The organism is Lentilactobacillus curieae, assembly GCF_000785105.2.
Taxonomy (GTDB): Bacteria; Bacillota; Bacilli; order Lactobacillales; family Lactobacillaceae; genus Lentilactobacillus; species Lentilactobacillus curieae.
In genome coordinates this window covers 39,496-55,848 of sequence record NZ_CP018906.1, presented here as the reverse complement: position 1 = coordinate 55,848, position 16,353 = coordinate 39,496, and the positions used below count along the sequence as shown (strand labels likewise).

Below are 16,353 nucleotides of genomic sequence, written 5' to 3'. Positions count from 1 at the left end.
AAAGGTCGTTAACCGCCTGTGATTTGGTGGTTAACGACCTCAAGTTGAATTTTTCTATGATATCGGACTTTGTCCGGATGGGAATATATGTGTGATTTTTATGGATTGTTAAAGTGGGTAATTTATAAGAAAATCGGCTGACGTTATTCAGTTACATGTAGGAAAACAGAACCGAAACCTTTGTTGAAGGTTGCTTTCCAGTCTCCTTTTCGGAGGCTTTCTGGAAGTAGGAAAGTTCCACTTGATACACGTTGACCAGCGCGTAGGGGAGTTCCTTGAGATTCTAGCTTTTCGGCTAACCAGTGTAGTGATTCTAGTGGATTCCCAAGGACTTCTGAGGATTGGCCATCCTTTAGTTTTTTACCATCATGGAATAGTTCACATTCAACGTGAGCTAGTTCCTCAGGTGAGTCAAAAAGGTCAGTAGTTTTAACTTCTTGTCCATACACAACGTAACCACCAACTGCTGCGTCAGACATTACCATGTACTTTGATAACGCTGGGAACCAATCTTCAAACCGTGAGTCTGGAGCTTCCACTGCTGGAGCTACTTTAGTTTTACGCATAAGTTCTTCTGGCGAGTCACTGGCTGAAAGATCTTCTGTGGCGGTAAACATCATTTCAACTTCGGCTAGGGGTTCCATAAGCTCTGATCCATGAAGGGTAACTCCTGATTCCATGAAGTGACTCTTAACCTGGGCACCGTAAAGCGGTGAGTCTGAATCAAACATGTCTTGGGTCTGTTTACTAGTCAGGGATACTTTGTAGCCACCAACTTCTTCATCTTTCATTTCAGTGAATTTTCTTTGCACGGCATAGGCCGATTCCTCATCGGTTACTACGTTTGAAAAGTCAGCTTCTTTTAATGGCCGATGAGTTTGGTATGCATCAAATAGTTTCTTTGCAAATTCTTTCTGTGTGTCCGTCAATTCATTAGTTTGTTCCTTTACTTGGGTATCCATAAGCATAGCCTCCATTTATATGTTGGTTCTGCCATTGTCGGCGAGAACCATAGTCGTCTTTTGATTTATAATCTGAATCTGGCCCGGATCATTTTCCGGGATGATAATCTCCGATTTCATTGTCCTCACCACCCTTAAGTAAAATTCATTAAATTCAAAAAAGCGTCCTATCAACACACTTAGTGCATTGATAGGACGCTTCTGCGCGGTACCACCTATAATTTATAACGTCATTGCTGACGCTACCTTAAACGTACGGTTAAAAACGATACGTCGACACTGTAATGGGTGCTCCCAACGCAATTTACTTTAAGTTTAATTGCGTAGCTTAGAGACGATCGCTGACAGTTACCGTTGGGTGTCTTTCATCGACCGACACCTTTCTGATTACCCGGAAACATTAGCGTTTCTCTTCATTGCTTTTAATTTGAATTTAATGATTGGTACGAATTTACACCCATTTTTTAATCAAGTCAACAGTTTTTTTAAAATTATTTTTCTTCCGGCAGATTTTCACTAATTACTCGTGCTGGATTACCGGCGATAATAACGTTGTCCCCAAACGATTTAGTGACAGTTGAGTTTGCACCAACAATTACGTTATTTCCTAAAGTTACTCCTGGCAAAATTACTGAGCCACCACCGACCCAAACGTGGTCGCCAAGGGTAACAGGTTTGCCCAAACCGATAAAGTCTTCACGACCCTTAGGATCTTTTGGATGGTAGGCTGCATAAATTTGAACGTGAGGGGCAAGCATACAGTGATCACCAATGGTAACGGGCGCGATATCTAAAATAACGTTGTCGTAATTACACATAAAGTAATCCCCAACGTGAATGTTGTATCCAAAGTCACAACGGAAGTTAGGTTGAACCCAAGGAGATTTGCCGACTGAACCGAAAAGTTGGCGAATAATGTGATCTTTTTCTTTGGTTGCTGTGTCATCAAGTTCATTCATCTGTTTGCATAAACGGCGAGCCGTAGTTTCTTCTGCTGCCAATTCTGGATCCATGATATTGTATGGTTCACCTGCTAAGAATTTTTCTTTTTCTGTTTTCATCGTGTTCATTCCTTTACCATAATTTTAAAATGATTTTTCGACAATTATGCAGTCAACGCCGTCTTCAACAAATACATCCGATGACGCCTGATAGCCAAGCGATTCGTAAAATCCCTGGGCGGTTACTTCACTATGAATTAATGAGGTTGTTTTGCCTCTAGATTTGGCTACTTCTTCGAGAGCTGTAAGAACTTGGGCACCGAGACCTTGTCCACGGTAATCTTTTAAAGTAGCGACTCTACCGATTTTTAACGTTCGCTCATCAGGTGATTCAAAACGAGCAGTTGCTACCGGCGTTTCGCCATCAAACATTACTGCGTATGTCATGGTATCACTATCTTTATCGTCAAACTCATCTGTTAGTTTGATGTGACGTTCGATAACAAAAACGTTCATTCTAACAAAGCTTGCGGCAGCCCGAATTGGCTTTCCTTGACCAACAGTTAGCTTCATAATATGTCTCCAATCAAATTAATTTTGCGTTAAACAAATTTTACCCCTAAAATGTGAAGATTTAATTAAGGATTGTCAAAAAAAGTTATATTAGTGGTAACCCAAAGCTTTCATGCTTACAATAAAGTCGTACATAATGGATATCAAGGGAATATAAAAGGCAGGTACGGGGAATTGACAAGAAGAGAACAACATAAAAATAAACAAAAACAAAAGAGAGCCCGTAGGCTTAAAGTCGGGGTGGCATCAGTTTTAACTGTGGCTGTAATCGGTAGTATGGGAGTTTGGGGTTATTACCGGAACCACTTTAAGATGGCGAATATCAATGGGGTTAACGTTTCGGGGCTAACTATTGCTCAAGCGACTGATAAATTAAACACGGCTGCCGGCAATAAAACTAATGATTTAGTTGTAAAAGGTTCGCGAGTTAAAGTGGACCAAGCACAGGTTTCGGAGTTATTTAATAACCGTAGTTCGATGAGTATGTTAGCCAACCCATCGATGACAACTGGGGTAGCAATTTCAAAGGCTCAGCAAACCAAGCGGCTAACTGTTTTACTTCCAAAGTTTAAAAAACAGGTAGATGAAATTAATGCTGCTAAAAAGCCAACCACCAACACCAAGGTTAACTTGGTCGATGGTAAGGTCGTTGTCAAGGAAGGGACCCAAGGTACCCAGCTTGATAAAAAGTGGATGGTAAAGCAATTTAAGTACCAGGCTAAGCGGGATTTGGAAATTTCAGTTCCTAAAAAAGTGCTGAAGATCGACAGCCCAAGCAGTCAGGCAGTTAAAGATGAGAAGCAAAAGCTCCAAGAGTTAATGAACCATAAAGTCACCGTTAAAACTTACAATAAAGACTTGAAGTTCAAAGCAAGTGACTACCTAACAAATGCAGTTCAAACTGCACCAGGAAAGTACAAGTTTGATTCATCTAAATTGGCAGCTAGAATCAAGCAACTTGCTAACAAGATTGATACGCTCGGAAAACCATACAAACTAAAAGTTCATTCTGGACAGACAAGAGTAGTGCAAGGTGGAACATACGGCTGGCAAGTCAACCAGACAGCACTCACCAAGAACATTATGAAGCATTTACAGGCTAATGCTAAGACAACGATGAATCTAAAACACTATGCAATTGGTCGTGGTTATGGAGAGAAGAACGTTGGGAAAACCAGAGTTGAGGTTGACCTTAAAAACCTAATGGAATACGTTTACGTAAACGGCAAATTGAAAGTTAAAACACCAGTAATGTCGGGAACAGTTACTGGCGGTAATAAGACACCGCAGGGAACCTTCTACATTCTTTATAAGCAACGCCACGCAACGTTACGAGGCAAGAACAACGATGGTTCTAAGTATGCTTCTCCTGTAAATTACTGGGTACCAATTACAACTGATGGGGTTGGATTGCATGATTCACCTTGGCAACCAGCTTCCGTCTATGGAAACCCTAGCGCAAGGTCTCAGTACCATTCTCACGGGTGTGTGAATAATCCACCTTCGGTAATGGGAAAAGTGTTCAAGTATACCTCAGTCAATGAACCAGTGGTGATTTACTACTAAACGATTTGATTGTTAAAAAATAAAGACTCGGTGTTCAAGAATAACTTGAATTCTGAGCCTTTTTATTTTTCGTTTTTTTCAGCTAAAGTAGCTTGCAATTTAATATCGTAATTTCTTGCTGTGGGAATTAGCCAATTTGCCAGTCCACATAGCACAGTACCAATTCCTGCGATGAGGAACATCTTTTCTACACCGATTGAGTCCGCCAAGGGGCCAGCAAAGATTAGGCCGACCGGTCCGGCAATGCTTAAGATTGCGTTTAAGATTCCCAAGACTCTACCCAGTTCATTTGATGGATATGATTGCTGAATCATCGCCATCATTAAGGTATTGAAGAATGGGGTGGCTAGTCCACCAATTGCATTGAGAATCAAGAAATACCAGTAACCGGTTTGACTGTCGGGTAGAATTCCACTCCATGCAAAAGTAATTCCAATCACTAGGTATGATAAGACGACAGGTGTCATTCTATTTTTCCAATTACCAAAAAAGCCAATTATTGCCCCGCCCAAAAGCATTCCTGCGGAGTAAATCACTTCAATCATCCCAGCTTGAAATACGGAACCTTTGAAGTAGTCCATTGTCATCAGTGGATATAGGCTAGCAGCAGGCATCAATAGGAGGGTAAAAATGGCACCGATTATGGTAAGCCACATAACTCCACGATTTTTGACTAGTTTTCCTAAACCAAATTTGACATCGCTAAGGATAGACAACTTTTGCTCAGTAATTTTATTGTTTGGAATTACTACAAATATTAATAAACCAACACTAATTACTGCCCCAATTACATCGATTAAGATTAAAAAATTAATTGGTACGATTGAGAACAAAAAGGCACCGAGTGCTGGAGCAATAATCATATTCGCTGATTGAACCATGCCTAACTGGCCGTTGATTTTTGTTAGTTCTTTTTCCGGAACCATTGTTGGTAGAATCGATTGGACCGTGGGCATTTGAAAGGTCTGGGCGATTGAGCGAACCAATAGTGAAACAAATACCAACCAGAGTGGGAAGGTTGAATTAATGGTTCCAACAATCGATAGCAGAATTGCAAATAAAGCTGCAATCAAATCTGGCACAATCAGTAATGCCTTTTTGTTTAGCCGGTCAACAAACGGTCCAGCAAACGGGCTAAGCAGAGCCATCGGTAGCATTCCCAATAATGTTGCTAAACTAAGAACAGTTGCCGATCCCGTTTCCTTGGTCAAATACCAAATAATGGCATATTGAACAATCATACTGGTAATCCCAGTTAAAAATTGACTAGTCAAAAATATTAATATGTTTTTTCGCCAAATTGCGATAGAAATTGATTTATCCATATTATTTTTCCTTCACAGTTATTCCCTTAATTATCTCATATTAATTAAAACAATCCCGTTAGAAAGTTTTGGAACAAAAAAAGGGCAAAGATTACTTTGTCCTCGATAAATCATATTTTACAGCTGTTTCGTCATAATCCAATCGTGATTTGGTGTACTGCCCATTAAGAACTTATGACTCCCAGTTTTGATAAACCCAAACTTTTCGTAGAATTTCTGTGCGTTAACATTTTTTTCCCAAACTCCGAGCCAAACTTGCTTCTTTTTGGCACGTTTAGCAAGCTGAATTGCCCGGGTCATCAACTCAGTGCCAACACCAGTTCTTTTAAATTTTTGCCTAACGTAAATTCTCTGAACTTCAAAACTATCTGGACCCATATCTTCAGTTTGGGCGGTTCCAACATTAACCTTTAAGTAACCAGCCAGTTCTTCATCGGAATAAATAAAGAAAAACTGCGATTCAGGATTGTGAAGTTCATCCATTAGCTTTGAGCTTTTAAACGCGTTGATTACATATTGATCAATATCTTTTTGTTTGTTATTTGGTAAGAAAGTATCAACGAAGGTTTCAATCGCAATATCAACGAGTTGATCCAAATCGTTGATATCACACCTTTTGATGCTCAGTTCCATAATGATTCCCCTTTAAAAAAATGATAGGCTCATTATATCACTAATGCCCGCTAGTGACTTTAATTCCGATAATTCCAACAAGTAAGAAACCAATAAAAATCCAAGTTGCAGGTGGTAGGGTGTCTTTAAATACAAAGGCACCAACCAGGATAGATCCAACTGCACCAATTCCTGTCCAAATTGGGTAGGAGAGGCTAATGGGTAGCATCTTGGTTGCCTTTGCTAGAAAGTAAAAACTAAGAATCATCCCAACAACTGTAGCCACTGAGAAGCCTAACTTAGAGAAACCGTGGCTCAGTTTCATCATTGCTGCCCAAAAAACTTCAAATAATCCTGCGATAAATAAATCAATCCATGCCATAACTATATTCCTCCATAATTTAAACGAAAAAAGTACACCGCCAAACTTCTTCTTAGACCTAACGAAGTTTGGTGATGTACTTGAGTTGATTGCACCCGGTGGCGCATTTGATATTGAATTACTATCAATATAACTAATTTTTATTGATAGGTCAACCAGGATGACTAGAAGTCGACTTGATTCATCAATGTGAAGTAGTGCTGACCGCCAAATGAATATACAGCATAGCGTTCGCTAGCAACATCAGCGTTTTTCAGCTTAGTTTGGGTGCTCTTATTTAAGTTTTTAATTGTTAATCGATATTGAAATTTGCCGGTTTTAGCAACGTGTTGGTCCTTCACGCCCTTAATGTGATTAGGGTAGTAAAGGTACGTGGTTAGCCCCTTCCTTTGAACCTTACTAATTTTTGCGGTGGCCACTGGTTTTTGACTAACATTTGGGTACGTATCGTAATATCGTTCGATGTAACCATCCGTGGTGATAACTAGCCGACTCTTTAGAGTAGTAGTTCCCTTAGAATTAGCACGGTTACCCACGTAGAACATTCCGGTCAGGGGTAACGTACTTACAGTTTTGAATAGCATTTGTTGAGGGGCTGTGACCGCCTTAAACGATACTGCCTGCTCTGTGGCGCCGCTTTGTTGCCAGTCAATATTTTTGGCGATTTTTGGCCATGACTTACGGTATTGGTAACTTAAAGAGCTTAAGTTTAATTTGATACTTTTTTGAGTTCTAAATGCGTCTTGAAAAGTGTATCCGGGCACAATTGTGTTCTTTTTGATTTTCACAGACTGACTAGTTCCATAAAGTGGTACTTTAACTGTCTTTTTAGCTTGGTAGTAACCGTATTGATTTGAAGTGCTTGCTTGAGTGGTTAGCGATAATCCGAATACCCCAATCACTGCGGCACCTGTCGTAATTATTAGTTTTTTGTAGTCCATATAATTCACCTCAATATTTTATTATAGAGCAGTTTCCAACTGAATCCAAAGATGAAGCTGAGATAACAGTCATTTTACGATTTGATTAAAAGCGTTGAACCCAAATTACCAGCTTGTTATGATGATTGCATGAAAAAATTTAAGTGTAGTACAGCGTTACTTTTTTCCTTGGCATTGGGGATGGCAGTTAGCCAGACCACTTTTGCTAGCAAGGCAAAGACTGTTAATTATGATCAGCTATCACATAAGCAGCAGAAACTTGTAAAGTTCTCTGGTGCTTGGCACTATGATGCTAAGAATTCTCCAAGTGTCTATGTGCGGGTATATCGGAATATGAAAATCAAAAACGGGACTAAGCAAAATGTGAAGTTCGATTTCTCTAAAATCAAATATTACCGGCCCAATTTTCCGAAGAGTAAAGCAAACGTTGTGTTTCCGCATAAGCCAGTTGTTGTTAAACCGGGGCACTCAGTAACTATCAAACGGGCATTTGACGTCTATGGTCAACAAAGTCTATATGAGCCAACGATGAAACAATTTTATTATTATCAAAAGCCCCAAGTTAAAATTATGACTAATTCAGATTTAAAGAGATAAAAAATAAGCTTACTCTTAGCTGTGATTTAATCGCAGCTATAGAGTAAGCTTTATTTATTTTAAAACATTTTTTGACGGGAAATCCGTCTTCGAAATTGCTTTTAATTTAAAATTTTCGTTGATAAAGAAATTGCAAATTGAATCTGCATTTGTTGAGGCTCTTTTACCAGTTTGGCGTTTGATCCCAGCAAGTAAATAGAACTTCTGGTGATGTCTGACTACTTTGCCAACATAGACGATTCGAGTTTGCTTTGCCTCGCGTTTTGTTAATGCTTTATCTGCGATGTTGATTAGCTTGGTTTGAGTTTGGGGTGCTAATTGTTGGTTAGACTGAGTGTCGGAATTTGTTTTACTTGCGAATACAGTTAGGGTACCTGCGATGATTAACAGGGCAATTGCCCAGATTGAAAATATCAGCTTTTTCATTATCGACTCTCCAAAAAATAATAGACCCTTAGTTTATTATTTTTTGGTGGTTTTCGCAAGTCATCAAAAAGCTCACAAAACAGCCCCATTTAGGCGTGCTCTGTGAGCTTTTCGATTAATAAGTTGTTGCTTCCAATAAGGCTGGTGATTGTGGTTCTTCTTGTTTAAGAACAACCACCTGACTGTTAATCTTTAAGGCACGAGAGATAATTCGGTTGATGTCATTGTATAGGTGGTCATCAACGCTATTGGATAGATTACCAACGTTAACAATCAGCTTGTTTAGTTGGTTTGTATCAATTGCTTGGTCAATTTCAGCTGTGTCAGTTAATACCCGCTTGTTATTAATGGCAGCAACATCGTCAGTGATTGTTTCAACCTCTTGTTCACTGATTTCGTTGCTAGTGGTCTTTTCAATTTGGGCATTTGTTAAGTCCGTTGGGGATTTGCTAATTTGAATTTCAGATAGAGACAGCTTTTCTGAAATTCGTTTGAATAATGCCAGATTTTTAGGTAATCCCATTAAGACGATTGGAACAGTTAAGTCAATAGTTTCAACCAGATACTTATTGATTTCGCGGTAGTAACGCTCTAAATCAATCTGTTTTTCCTTGCTTGTTTCATTGTGGCCATGGAAAGTTGTTGAACCACCTTGACCACTAAAGTTAAGTTCACCACCACGTTTTTCTGATCCTAATGTTTCCACTAGGTCGGTTGGGGCGTCTACATCTAATTTCACGGGTGCAACTGCTTTATCAACAATTTTGAATAGTCTGAATGATGTTCCCTCTAACGCTAACAAGTAATACATCTTGTTTGGTTGCTCACGTAAAATAGATAGTAAGTCGGGAGATTTGCTAATTGTTAACTTTACTTCGTCAACAGTTGTCCGTGGTAAAACGAACAACTCTAAAGTATTACCTTGAATGAATAACGTTATCCCTTGGTATGGTAGGTTCTGATCAATCAAGTTGTCTACCTGACGTTCAAGCTCTTTATAGTTTAATTCAGGGTGTTCCATAGAATATTTTTTAATTTCTGTAAGCGCACTCTTTAGGTGCAGACGCTCATCTTGTTGGTATTTTAATTTATTTAAATTAATACTCAAGGTGAGTACATCTTCATTCGGAGTCAGTGTCTTCGGCAAGTTTTTCAGTGTAATTAGTTTTGTCATTTATGTCACGCTCCCTTTGTTTGTATAACTTTATTGTAACAAAAAAGTGAGTAGGGAGGGTCAAATGAGTCTGATGCCTACCGTAGCAACTTTCCATTAAGCACCTTGATTTGATTCGAAACGTTTATTTAGCTTCCGCTCGCTATATTCCATTAAGGATGTGGGGTCAATGTCGTATTGACTACAAATTATCAGTACTTGGTCAATGACATCTGCAAGTTCTTCGTTTAAGTTATCAAACTTTTCATCGGTTGATAGCTTGTGCTCACCTGGATGATCGCGACCGAATTCAATTGAACGGATTGCTCTTGACAGTTCACCAACCTCTTCGGTCAAATAATTTAGCCTAACTGGAGGTGTGTACTTATACCAATCTCGTTGTTTGTAAAACTCTACTAACCAATTTTCATGATCTTTTAAATTCATCCACAATTCCTCCGTGATATTATTATCGTAGTGCTTTTAATTATAGGATTGTGAGGTTGGGATTATCAATGGAAAAAGTTGCGGTATATTGTGGAGCATCAGCAGGAAACGATAAGGTGTACCAAGAAGCGACCGTCAAATTAGCTCATTGGTTAGTTGAGCATAACCTAGATTTAGTTTATGGTGGTGGCGGTGTTGGCTTGATGGGATTGCTAGCTAAGTCGGTTGTGGCGTCTGGCGGGACGGTGCACGGCATTATGCCCCAAGAACTTTTTGATCGAGGGGCAGCACTGGAGTGGCTTTCTGATTTGAAGATTGTTGCTAATATGGATATTCGTAAGCAAGAAATGATGAAACAATCTGATGGTTGTATTGCGTTGCCTGGAGGTCCTGGAACATTGGAGGAGATATCTCAGGCCTTTTCATGGGCACGAATTGGTGATAATCCCAGCCCGTGTGTCTTCTATAATGTTGCTGGCTATTATGACCCATTAGAAAAAATGTTTGATGAGATGACTAAAAAAGAATTTTTGACGGTTGAAGATCGCCAGAAGTTGCTTTTTTCTGACTCGCTGACAGAAATCTATAAATTTATGAACAATTATGAGCCACCTGTAATTAGAAGTTATAACAAAAGCAATTAGATTAATAGTAAGCCAACGGGGCCTGTGATGCTAATGCATCTGGGCCTCTTTTTTTATTTTGCTAAATTAAATCTTATAAAACAGGCGTATAATAAATTGTTTGGATACAGAGAAAGGATGGTGTGTTTTTTTGACACAGACACACAAAAATCGTGGGTTAGTTATGATTGCAGTGTTTATTGCTACCTTTATGACTTCAGTTGAGGTAACTATCGTCACAACAGCTCTACCCGCAATCATTAGTGACTTGCATGGTTTGGCGTTTCAAAGTTGGATCATGAGTGCTTATTTGCTGACAACAGCTATCACCACCCCAATTTATGGAAAGATGGCTGACACGTTAGGCAGAAAACGAGTGTTTCAATGGGGGGTACTGCTCTTTACCATCGGTTCCTTTTTAAGTGGAATTTCACCATCGATTTTCTTCTTAGTTGCTGCAAGGGCGATTCAGGGAATCGGTGCTGGTGCAGTTATGCCATTAACGTTTACGATTATCGCTGATTACTACAGCTTTAAAGAACGTGCAAAAGTGATGGCCTTAAATAACACTGCCTGGGGTCTGTCAGCATTAGTTGGGCCACTTGTTGGTGGTTTCTTGGTTGACCATTTATCGTGGCATTGGGTATTTTTCGTTAATGTTCCTTTAGGGCTTTTAGTTTTTGTGATTATTGCGATTGGCTATACTGAGTCAAACTTTGAAAAACGCCAGCTAACTATCGACTGGTTAGGAATTTTATGGCTTACCGTTGGACTGGTAGCGTTGTTATTAGGTATTCAGAGTTTGGATACCAACTTAGCGATTTCAATGGTACTGTTAGTAGTTGCCATAGTCGGATTTGGGTTGCTAGTTCATCAAGAAACCCGGTTTAATGACCCGTTGATTCCACCAGAAATGTTTAGGGTCAAAACATTTAACGTGCAAATTTTAACGGCTACAATTTTAAGTGGGGTCTTGATTGGTTTTCAGGTCTATTTACCAATTTGGTTGCAATCACTGTACAGATTACCCGCAACTGGGGCGGGGATGGTTGTTACTTCCAGCTCCGTTATGTGGTTGACTGCGTCATTCTTTGTCGGCGGATTGATTGCCAGGTTTGTACCTAAACGGGTGATTATGCTCGTAGTCACGATTCAATTAGTGTTTTACTTGATGCTAGTTTTTGCAAACATCCATTTTCCGTTTTGGATGTTTTACATTATTTCGGCTGTCAACGGAACCGGGATGGGGATTGTGATCAGTATGAACACGATCCTGAGTCAACATTTAGTTAGCGACAGCCTGGTAGGGTCGGCCACCGCGATACTAACGTTGGGCCGTTCTCTCGGTCAAACGGTGATGACGGGTGTATATGGAGCCATTTTGAACGTTGTTATTAGAATGCAACTTCACGGAATTTCTTTTAGCAAAGTCAACGATGTAATTAGTTCAAGCACTAATGTTCGTGTCACCAACAGATCAATGATCGATGGCATAATTTTAAACGGCCTTCATTCAGTATTTACCTTATCTGCAGTGATGATGGTGGTTGTGCTAGTAATCAATTTTGCTGACCCCAATAAAAAAATCATCAAGTAATTTTAATTAATTACTTGATTTATTAAAAAACGATGTTATGATTTATAATAATTTAACAAACCAAGTCATGAAGAGAAGAGTAGTTTTCCAAGACTGTTTAAAGAGAGCCGGGATTGGTGAGAACCGGTAATAGCAATGAAAATGAAGATGAACTCTGAAAAATGGATCATCGTTAACGCGGTGGTCACGGCAGGATCCGTTACCATCCCTAGCATTATTGTGCTGATGAGGCAATTTGACTTAGTCAGGTTGCGAAACAGGGTGGTACCACGATTCGTCGTCCCTTTAGTTACTATTTTTGTAACTAGAGGGACTTTTTTTATGGTTTGAAAACAGAAATGGGGTAATGATAACGACAATTGAACAGTCAGATATCTTAAACAATTTACCAAAGCAATTCTTTGCAAGTTTGGTTAAAAAGGTTGGGGCAAAGGTTGCTTCAGGAGCGGACGTAATTAATTTGGGCCAAGGAAATCCTGATCAACCAACGCCAGCAAATATTGTTAAAGCGATGCAGGAGGCCACCGCAGATCCTGCTAACCACAAGTACTCGCCCTTTCGTGGTGAGCCTGAGCTAAAACAAGCTGCAGCTGATTTTTATCAGCGTGAGTATGGTGTTCAACTTGACCCGGAAAAGGAAGTTGCGATTATTGGCGGTTCTAAAACAGCACTTGTTGAACTTCCGTTAGCATTATTGAATCCGGGAGACAATGTTTTACTTCCTGATCCAGGTTATCCAGATTACCTTTCCGGAGTTCCGTTGGCCGGAGCTAACTTGCAACTATACCCAATTTCAGAGGAGAATGGATATCTTCCAGACTTTAGTAAGATTGAGATTGATCATTCTAAGCGTAACCTTTTGTACTTGAATTACCCTAATAATCCAACGGGAGCAATTGCCACACCTGAATTTTACGAAGCTGCGGTTAAATTCGCTCAGGATAACGATGTTCAAATAGTTCAGGACTTTGCATACGGAGCAATTGGTTTTGATGGCAATCGCCCATTGAGCTTCCTGCAAACCTCAGGGGCAAAAGACGTTGGAATCGAAACGTATACCTTGTCGAAAACTTATAACATGGCAGGGTGGCGAATCGGATTTGCTGTTGGAAATCCAGAAATTATTGAAGCAATCAATTTAATTCAGGATCACCTGTTTGTTAGCGTCTTTCCAGCCGTTCAGTCTGCTGCAGTAACTGCACTGTCTGATAGCCAAGAAAGTGTTAAAAAGTTAGTTGCCCTATACGAGAAGCGGAGAAACCAATTTTTCAAAGCAGCTAGATCAATTGGCTGGGAACCTTATCAATCAGAGGGAACCTTTTATGCCTGGATGCCAGTTCCAAAAGGATATACTAGCGAATCTTTCGCCGACTTGCTTCTGGACAAGGCGGCGGTGGCAGTTGCCCCAGGTACTGGATTTGGAGCTAATGGTGAAGGATACATTCGGGTGGGGTTATTGATTGACGAGCCTCGTTACACTGAAGCCTGTGAACGAATTGCAAAACTAAACCTATTTTAAGAAATGAGGAATTATTTATGAGTAAGGGAAAGAAAATATCAATTTGGGCCGTTGTGGTCATCGTGATTTTAGGAATTGGTTACTTAAGTTTTGGCCGTGGTGGAAGCAGTAATGCCAAAACAGTAACTATCGGGATTATGTCAGGTACTAAGCAGGATGATGCAATTTGGAAACAAGTTGCTAAAACTGCTAAGGATAAGTACAAGTTAACTTTGAAGTTCAAGCGATTTACTGATTATACTCAGCCAAACAAGGCATTAGCACAAGATAACGTGGACTTAAACGCCTTTCAACATTACGATTTCTTGGCTGATTGGAACAAGAGCAATGGCAACAAGGTTGTTCCAATTGGAAAGACATTCATCACTCCAATCCGCGTTTACTCAAAGAAAGTTAAAAACTTAAAGGATCTTAAGCAGGGCGCAACTGTTGCTGTTCCTAACGATGCAACCAATGAATCTAGAGCTTTGTTCGTGCTTAAAAATGCAGGCTTGATTGACTTTAAGCCAGGAACTAAGCAAGCAACATTGGGATCAATTTCAAAGAATCCTAAGAAACTCAAGATCAAGGAGTTGGACGCTAGCCAAGTTGCCCGTTCACTCTCAGATGTTGATGCAGCAGTAATCAACACTAACTTTGCTCAATCGGCTGGTTTGAACTATAAGAGTGCAATCTATGTAGAGCCTATCAACAAGGATTCAGCAAAATGGATCAATATCATTGCAGCAAAGAAGTCTGACAAAGACAAACAAGCTTACAAGGACGTTGTTAAAGCTTACCAAACTCCTGCAGTTAAAAAAGAAATTAAGAAGCAATACGGTACAGCTGAAATTCCTGCTTGGGATTTAGATATCAATAAATAATTTTGGTTAGAAAGTAGTTTGAGGTGAGTCGATGAGTGAAACTATGATTAAGTTAGATAATATTGATGTCTTTTTTGACAAAGGTAAGGAACCTGAGCCGATTAAAGCGGTTAAAAATGTTTCCCTCGAGGTTGAAAAGGGTGATATTTATGGGGTTGTTGGTTACTCTGGTGCCGGCAAATCTACTTTGGTACGGGTATTCAATTTACTGCAGATTCCAACTAACGGAACCGTTACCATTAATGGTAAAGTCGTTTTTGAAAAACAGTCTGGTAAAGAAAAAATTCTGAGCCCCAAAGAACTGAGAGCAGAACGGCGGGAAATCGGGATGATTTTTCAACACTTTAATTTACTTGAAGAACGGACGGTAATCGAAAACGTTAAGTTTGCCCTCCGTCACAGTAAACTAAAGGACAAACAGATTACCCAACGCGCTCAAGAGCTATTAGAGTTAGTTGATTTAGGAAATCGGGGAAATGCTTATCCCACTGAACTTTCTGGTGGCCAACAACAGCGGGTAGCGATAGCCAGAGCACTGGCAAATAATCCAGAAATTTTGATTTCTGACGAAGCCACCTCAGCACTTGATCCTAAAAACACCACTCAAATTTTAGAGTTACTTGCCCGGTTGAATAAGGAGCTTGGACTCACAATTGTCCTTATCACCCATGAAATGGACGCCGTCAAAAAGGTTGCCAACAAAGTTGCTGTGATGAGTTCTGGCGAGATTATCGAACGAGGTACTTTATTAGACATTTTTACTAATTCAAAATCGGCTTTAACAAAAGAGTTAGTGGGAACGGAACAAAACTCTCAAGAAGCAATCACAATTTTGAAACAATCACTAACTAAGAGTAGTCCTGACGCGACTGTTCTACGGTTAACTTATCAAGGATCATCAATCGAGGATCCAATCGCTACGAAGCTCTACGCGGACTTTGATGTGCAAACCAGCATTATCTATGGAAACGTTGAACTATTAAGAAGCACTCCAGTTGGTACGCTATTTGTAGTGGTGACTGGAGAATCAGAAAATCGGAAACGAGCAGTGGATTATTTGAATAAAATTGGTGTTAAGGTTACTGAAATTTCACTGGATGAGGAGGGGACAAACTAATGGATTGGTTAGCAAAAATATTACCAAACGTGGTTAGTTTAGGTTGGTTTAGTGATGAAGGCTGGGCAACTTCGATTGGGCAAACATTATTTATGACGTTTTGGTCTGCCCTTTTTGGTGGGATTTTAGGATTGATTTTTGGAATTGGTCTTGTCCTCACTGATGAACACGGAATCAAGGAAAATCGGTTTTGGTTTAATTTCTTTGATAAAATCGTTTCAATTTTCCGAGCAATTCCGTTTATCATTTTATTGGCATTCATTTCGCCAGTCACTAATTGGATTGTTGGAACTCAAATTGGGACCACGGCAGCGTTAGTGCCACTGTCGTTAGGAGTATTTCCCTTTTATGCTCGTCAAGTTCAAGTGGCACTCTCTGGAGTTGACCACGGTAAGATTGAAGCTGCCCAATCAGTCGGTGCGAGTTTTTGGGACTTAGTCATTGATGTATACCTTCAAGAGGCTAGATCAGAGCTGGTGCGGGTTACTACGGTTACTTTGATTAGTTTGATTGGACTGACAGCGATGGCGGGGGCCATTGGTGCTGGTGGTTTAGGTAACACCGCAATTTCTTATGGATACAATAGATTCCAAAATGATGTGACCTGGATTGCTACTTTATTAGTATTAATCTTTGTGTTGATTGTTCAGTTAGTGGGCGATTTCTTAGCAAAAAAATTGGATCATCAAAGCAAGTAGTTTGATTGGAG

Annotated in this window: 18 protein-coding genes and 1 other annotated feature; of the genes, 8 read left to right on the top strand and 10 right to left on the bottom strand. The window is 39.8% G+C overall.

The genetic code is table 11. The annotated features are described in order from the left end of the window. Nucleotides 1-143: 143 nt before the first annotated feature. From PL11_RS00310 to PL11_RS00295, 3 genes are all read right to left on the bottom strand, one after another. Nucleotides 144-977 carry a 2-keto-4-pentenoate hydratase gene (locus PL11_RS00310; protein WP_035166811.1) on the bottom strand — a complete coding sequence of 278 codons (834 nt, stop codon included), beginning with the start codon at nt 975-977 and terminating at the stop codon, nt 144-146. A gap of 476 nt (nt 978-1,453) precedes the next feature. Continuing rightward, the gene (locus tag PL11_RS00300; protein ID WP_035166812.1) at nt 1,454-2,023 is read right to left on the bottom strand and encodes a sugar O-acetyltransferase; all 570 of its coding nucleotides are present in this window, start codon (nt 2,021-2,023) and stop codon (nt 1,454-1,456) included. 24 nt (nt 2,024-2,047) lie between these two features. Beyond that, the gene (locus tag PL11_RS00295) at nt 2,048-2,476 is read right to left on the bottom strand and encodes a GNAT family N-acetyltransferase (protein ID WP_035166814.1); all 429 of its coding nucleotides are present in this window, start codon (nt 2,474-2,476) and stop codon (nt 2,048-2,050) included. 174 nt (nt 2,477-2,650) lie between these two features. Between PL11_RS00295 and PL11_RS00290 the strand changes: the two genes are divergently transcribed. Further along, the gene (locus PL11_RS00290) at nt 2,651-4,042 is read left to right on the top strand and encodes a L,D-transpeptidase family protein (RefSeq protein ID WP_035166815.1); all 1,392 of its coding nucleotides are present in this window, start codon (nt 2,651-2,653) and stop codon (nt 4,040-4,042) included. Between the two features lie 62 nt (nt 4,043-4,104). Here PL11_RS00290 and PL11_RS00285 read toward each other — a convergent pair whose 3' ends face one another. The 4 genes from PL11_RS00285 to PL11_RS00270 form a co-directional block, all read right to left on the bottom strand. Continuing rightward, on the bottom strand, nt 4,105-5,367 hold the full coding sequence (locus tag PL11_RS00285) for an MFS transporter (protein ID WP_035166817.1): 1,263 nt from the start codon (nt 5,365-5,367) through the stop codon (nt 4,105-4,107). 117 nt (nt 5,368-5,484) lie between these two features. Beyond that, nucleotides 5,485-6,000, bottom strand: a complete 516-nt coding sequence (locus tag PL11_RS00280) for a GNAT family N-acetyltransferase (RefSeq protein ID WP_035166819.1) — start codon at nt 5,998-6,000, stop codon at nt 5,485-5,487. Between the two features lie 40 nt (nt 6,001-6,040). Next, nucleotides 6,041-6,361: a DMT family transporter gene (locus tag PL11_RS00275; protein WP_035166821.1), complete on the bottom strand. Its 321-nt coding sequence runs from the start codon at nt 6,359-6,361 to the stop codon at nt 6,041-6,043. A gap of 164 nt (nt 6,362-6,525) precedes the next feature. Further along, nucleotides 6,526-7,302, bottom strand: coding sequence for a hypothetical protein (locus PL11_RS00270; protein ID WP_035166822.1), 777 nt, complete (start codon nt 7,300-7,302; stop codon nt 6,526-6,528). 129 nt (nt 7,303-7,431) lie between these two features. Here PL11_RS00270 and PL11_RS00265 point away from each other — a divergent pair, with 129 nt between their 5' ends. Further along, entirely contained in the window at nt 7,432-7,899 is a 468-nt protein-coding gene (locus PL11_RS00265) for a hypothetical protein (protein WP_152638978.1), read from the top strand. A gap of 54 nt (nt 7,900-7,953) precedes the next feature. On the opposite strand, the gene PL11_RS00260 is transcribed toward PL11_RS00265, so the two are convergent. The 3 genes from PL11_RS00260 to PL11_RS00250 all read right to left on the bottom strand — a co-directional run bounded on the left by PL11_RS00260 (nt 7,954) and on the right by PL11_RS00250 (nt 9,925). Beyond that, nucleotides 7,954-8,325, bottom strand: coding sequence for a hypothetical protein (locus tag PL11_RS00260; RefSeq protein ID WP_035166824.1), 372 nt, complete (start codon nt 8,323-8,325; stop codon nt 7,954-7,956). Nucleotides 8,326-8,440: 115 nt separating this feature from the next. Beyond that, on the bottom strand, nt 8,441-9,499 hold the full coding sequence (locus tag PL11_RS00255) for a baeRF6 domain-containing protein (protein ID WP_035166825.1): 1,059 nt from the start codon (nt 9,497-9,499) through the stop codon (nt 8,441-8,443). A gap of 96 nt (nt 9,500-9,595) precedes the next feature. Further along, entirely contained in the window at nt 9,596-9,925 is a 330-nt protein-coding gene (locus PL11_RS00250) for a MazG nucleotide pyrophosphohydrolase domain-containing protein (RefSeq protein ID WP_035166826.1), read from the bottom strand. A gap of 68 nt (nt 9,926-9,993) precedes the next feature. Between PL11_RS00250 and PL11_RS00245 the strand changes: the two genes are divergently transcribed. The 6 genes from PL11_RS00245 to PL11_RS00220 all read left to right on the top strand — a co-directional run bounded on the left by PL11_RS00245 (nt 9,994) and on the right by PL11_RS00220 (nt 16,342). Further along, a complete protein-coding gene (locus PL11_RS00245; RefSeq protein ID WP_035166827.1) occupies nt 9,994-10,569 on the top strand; it encodes an LOG family protein in 576 nt (191 codons plus the stop codon). 163 nt (nt 10,570-10,732) lie between these two features. Beyond that, a complete protein-coding gene (locus PL11_RS00240) occupies nt 10,733-12,145 on the top strand; it encodes an MFS transporter (protein ID WP_052127771.1) in 1,413 nt (470 codons plus the stop codon). A gap of 58 nt (nt 12,146-12,203) precedes the next feature. Beyond that, nucleotides 12,204-12,433 (top strand) — a binding site (T-box leader). Between the two features lie 58 nt (nt 12,434-12,491). Next, a complete protein-coding gene (locus PL11_RS00235; RefSeq protein WP_035166829.1) occupies nt 12,492-13,664 on the top strand; it encodes a pyridoxal phosphate-dependent aminotransferase in 1,173 nt (390 codons plus the stop codon). A gap of 17 nt (nt 13,665-13,681) precedes the next feature. After that, nucleotides 13,682-14,527 carry a MetQ/NlpA family ABC transporter substrate-binding protein gene (locus PL11_RS00230; RefSeq protein ID WP_035166830.1) on the top strand — a complete coding sequence of 282 codons (846 nt, stop codon included), beginning with the start codon at nt 13,682-13,684 and terminating at the stop codon, nt 14,525-14,527. A 31-nt stretch (nt 14,528-14,558) separates the two neighbouring features. Then, nucleotides 14,559-15,644 (top strand): methionine ABC transporter ATP-binding protein, encoded by a 1,086-nt coding sequence (locus tag PL11_RS00225; RefSeq protein WP_035166831.1) that lies wholly within the window; start codon nt 14,559-14,561, stop codon nt 15,642-15,644. Beyond that, on the top strand, nt 15,644-16,342 hold the full coding sequence (locus tag PL11_RS00220; RefSeq protein ID WP_035166832.1) for a methionine ABC transporter permease: 699 nt from the start codon (nt 15,644-15,646) through the stop codon (nt 16,340-16,342). Before PL11_RS00225 ends, PL11_RS00220 begins: the two co-directional genes overlap by 1 nt. Nucleotides 16,343-16,353 lie beyond the last annotated feature (11 nt).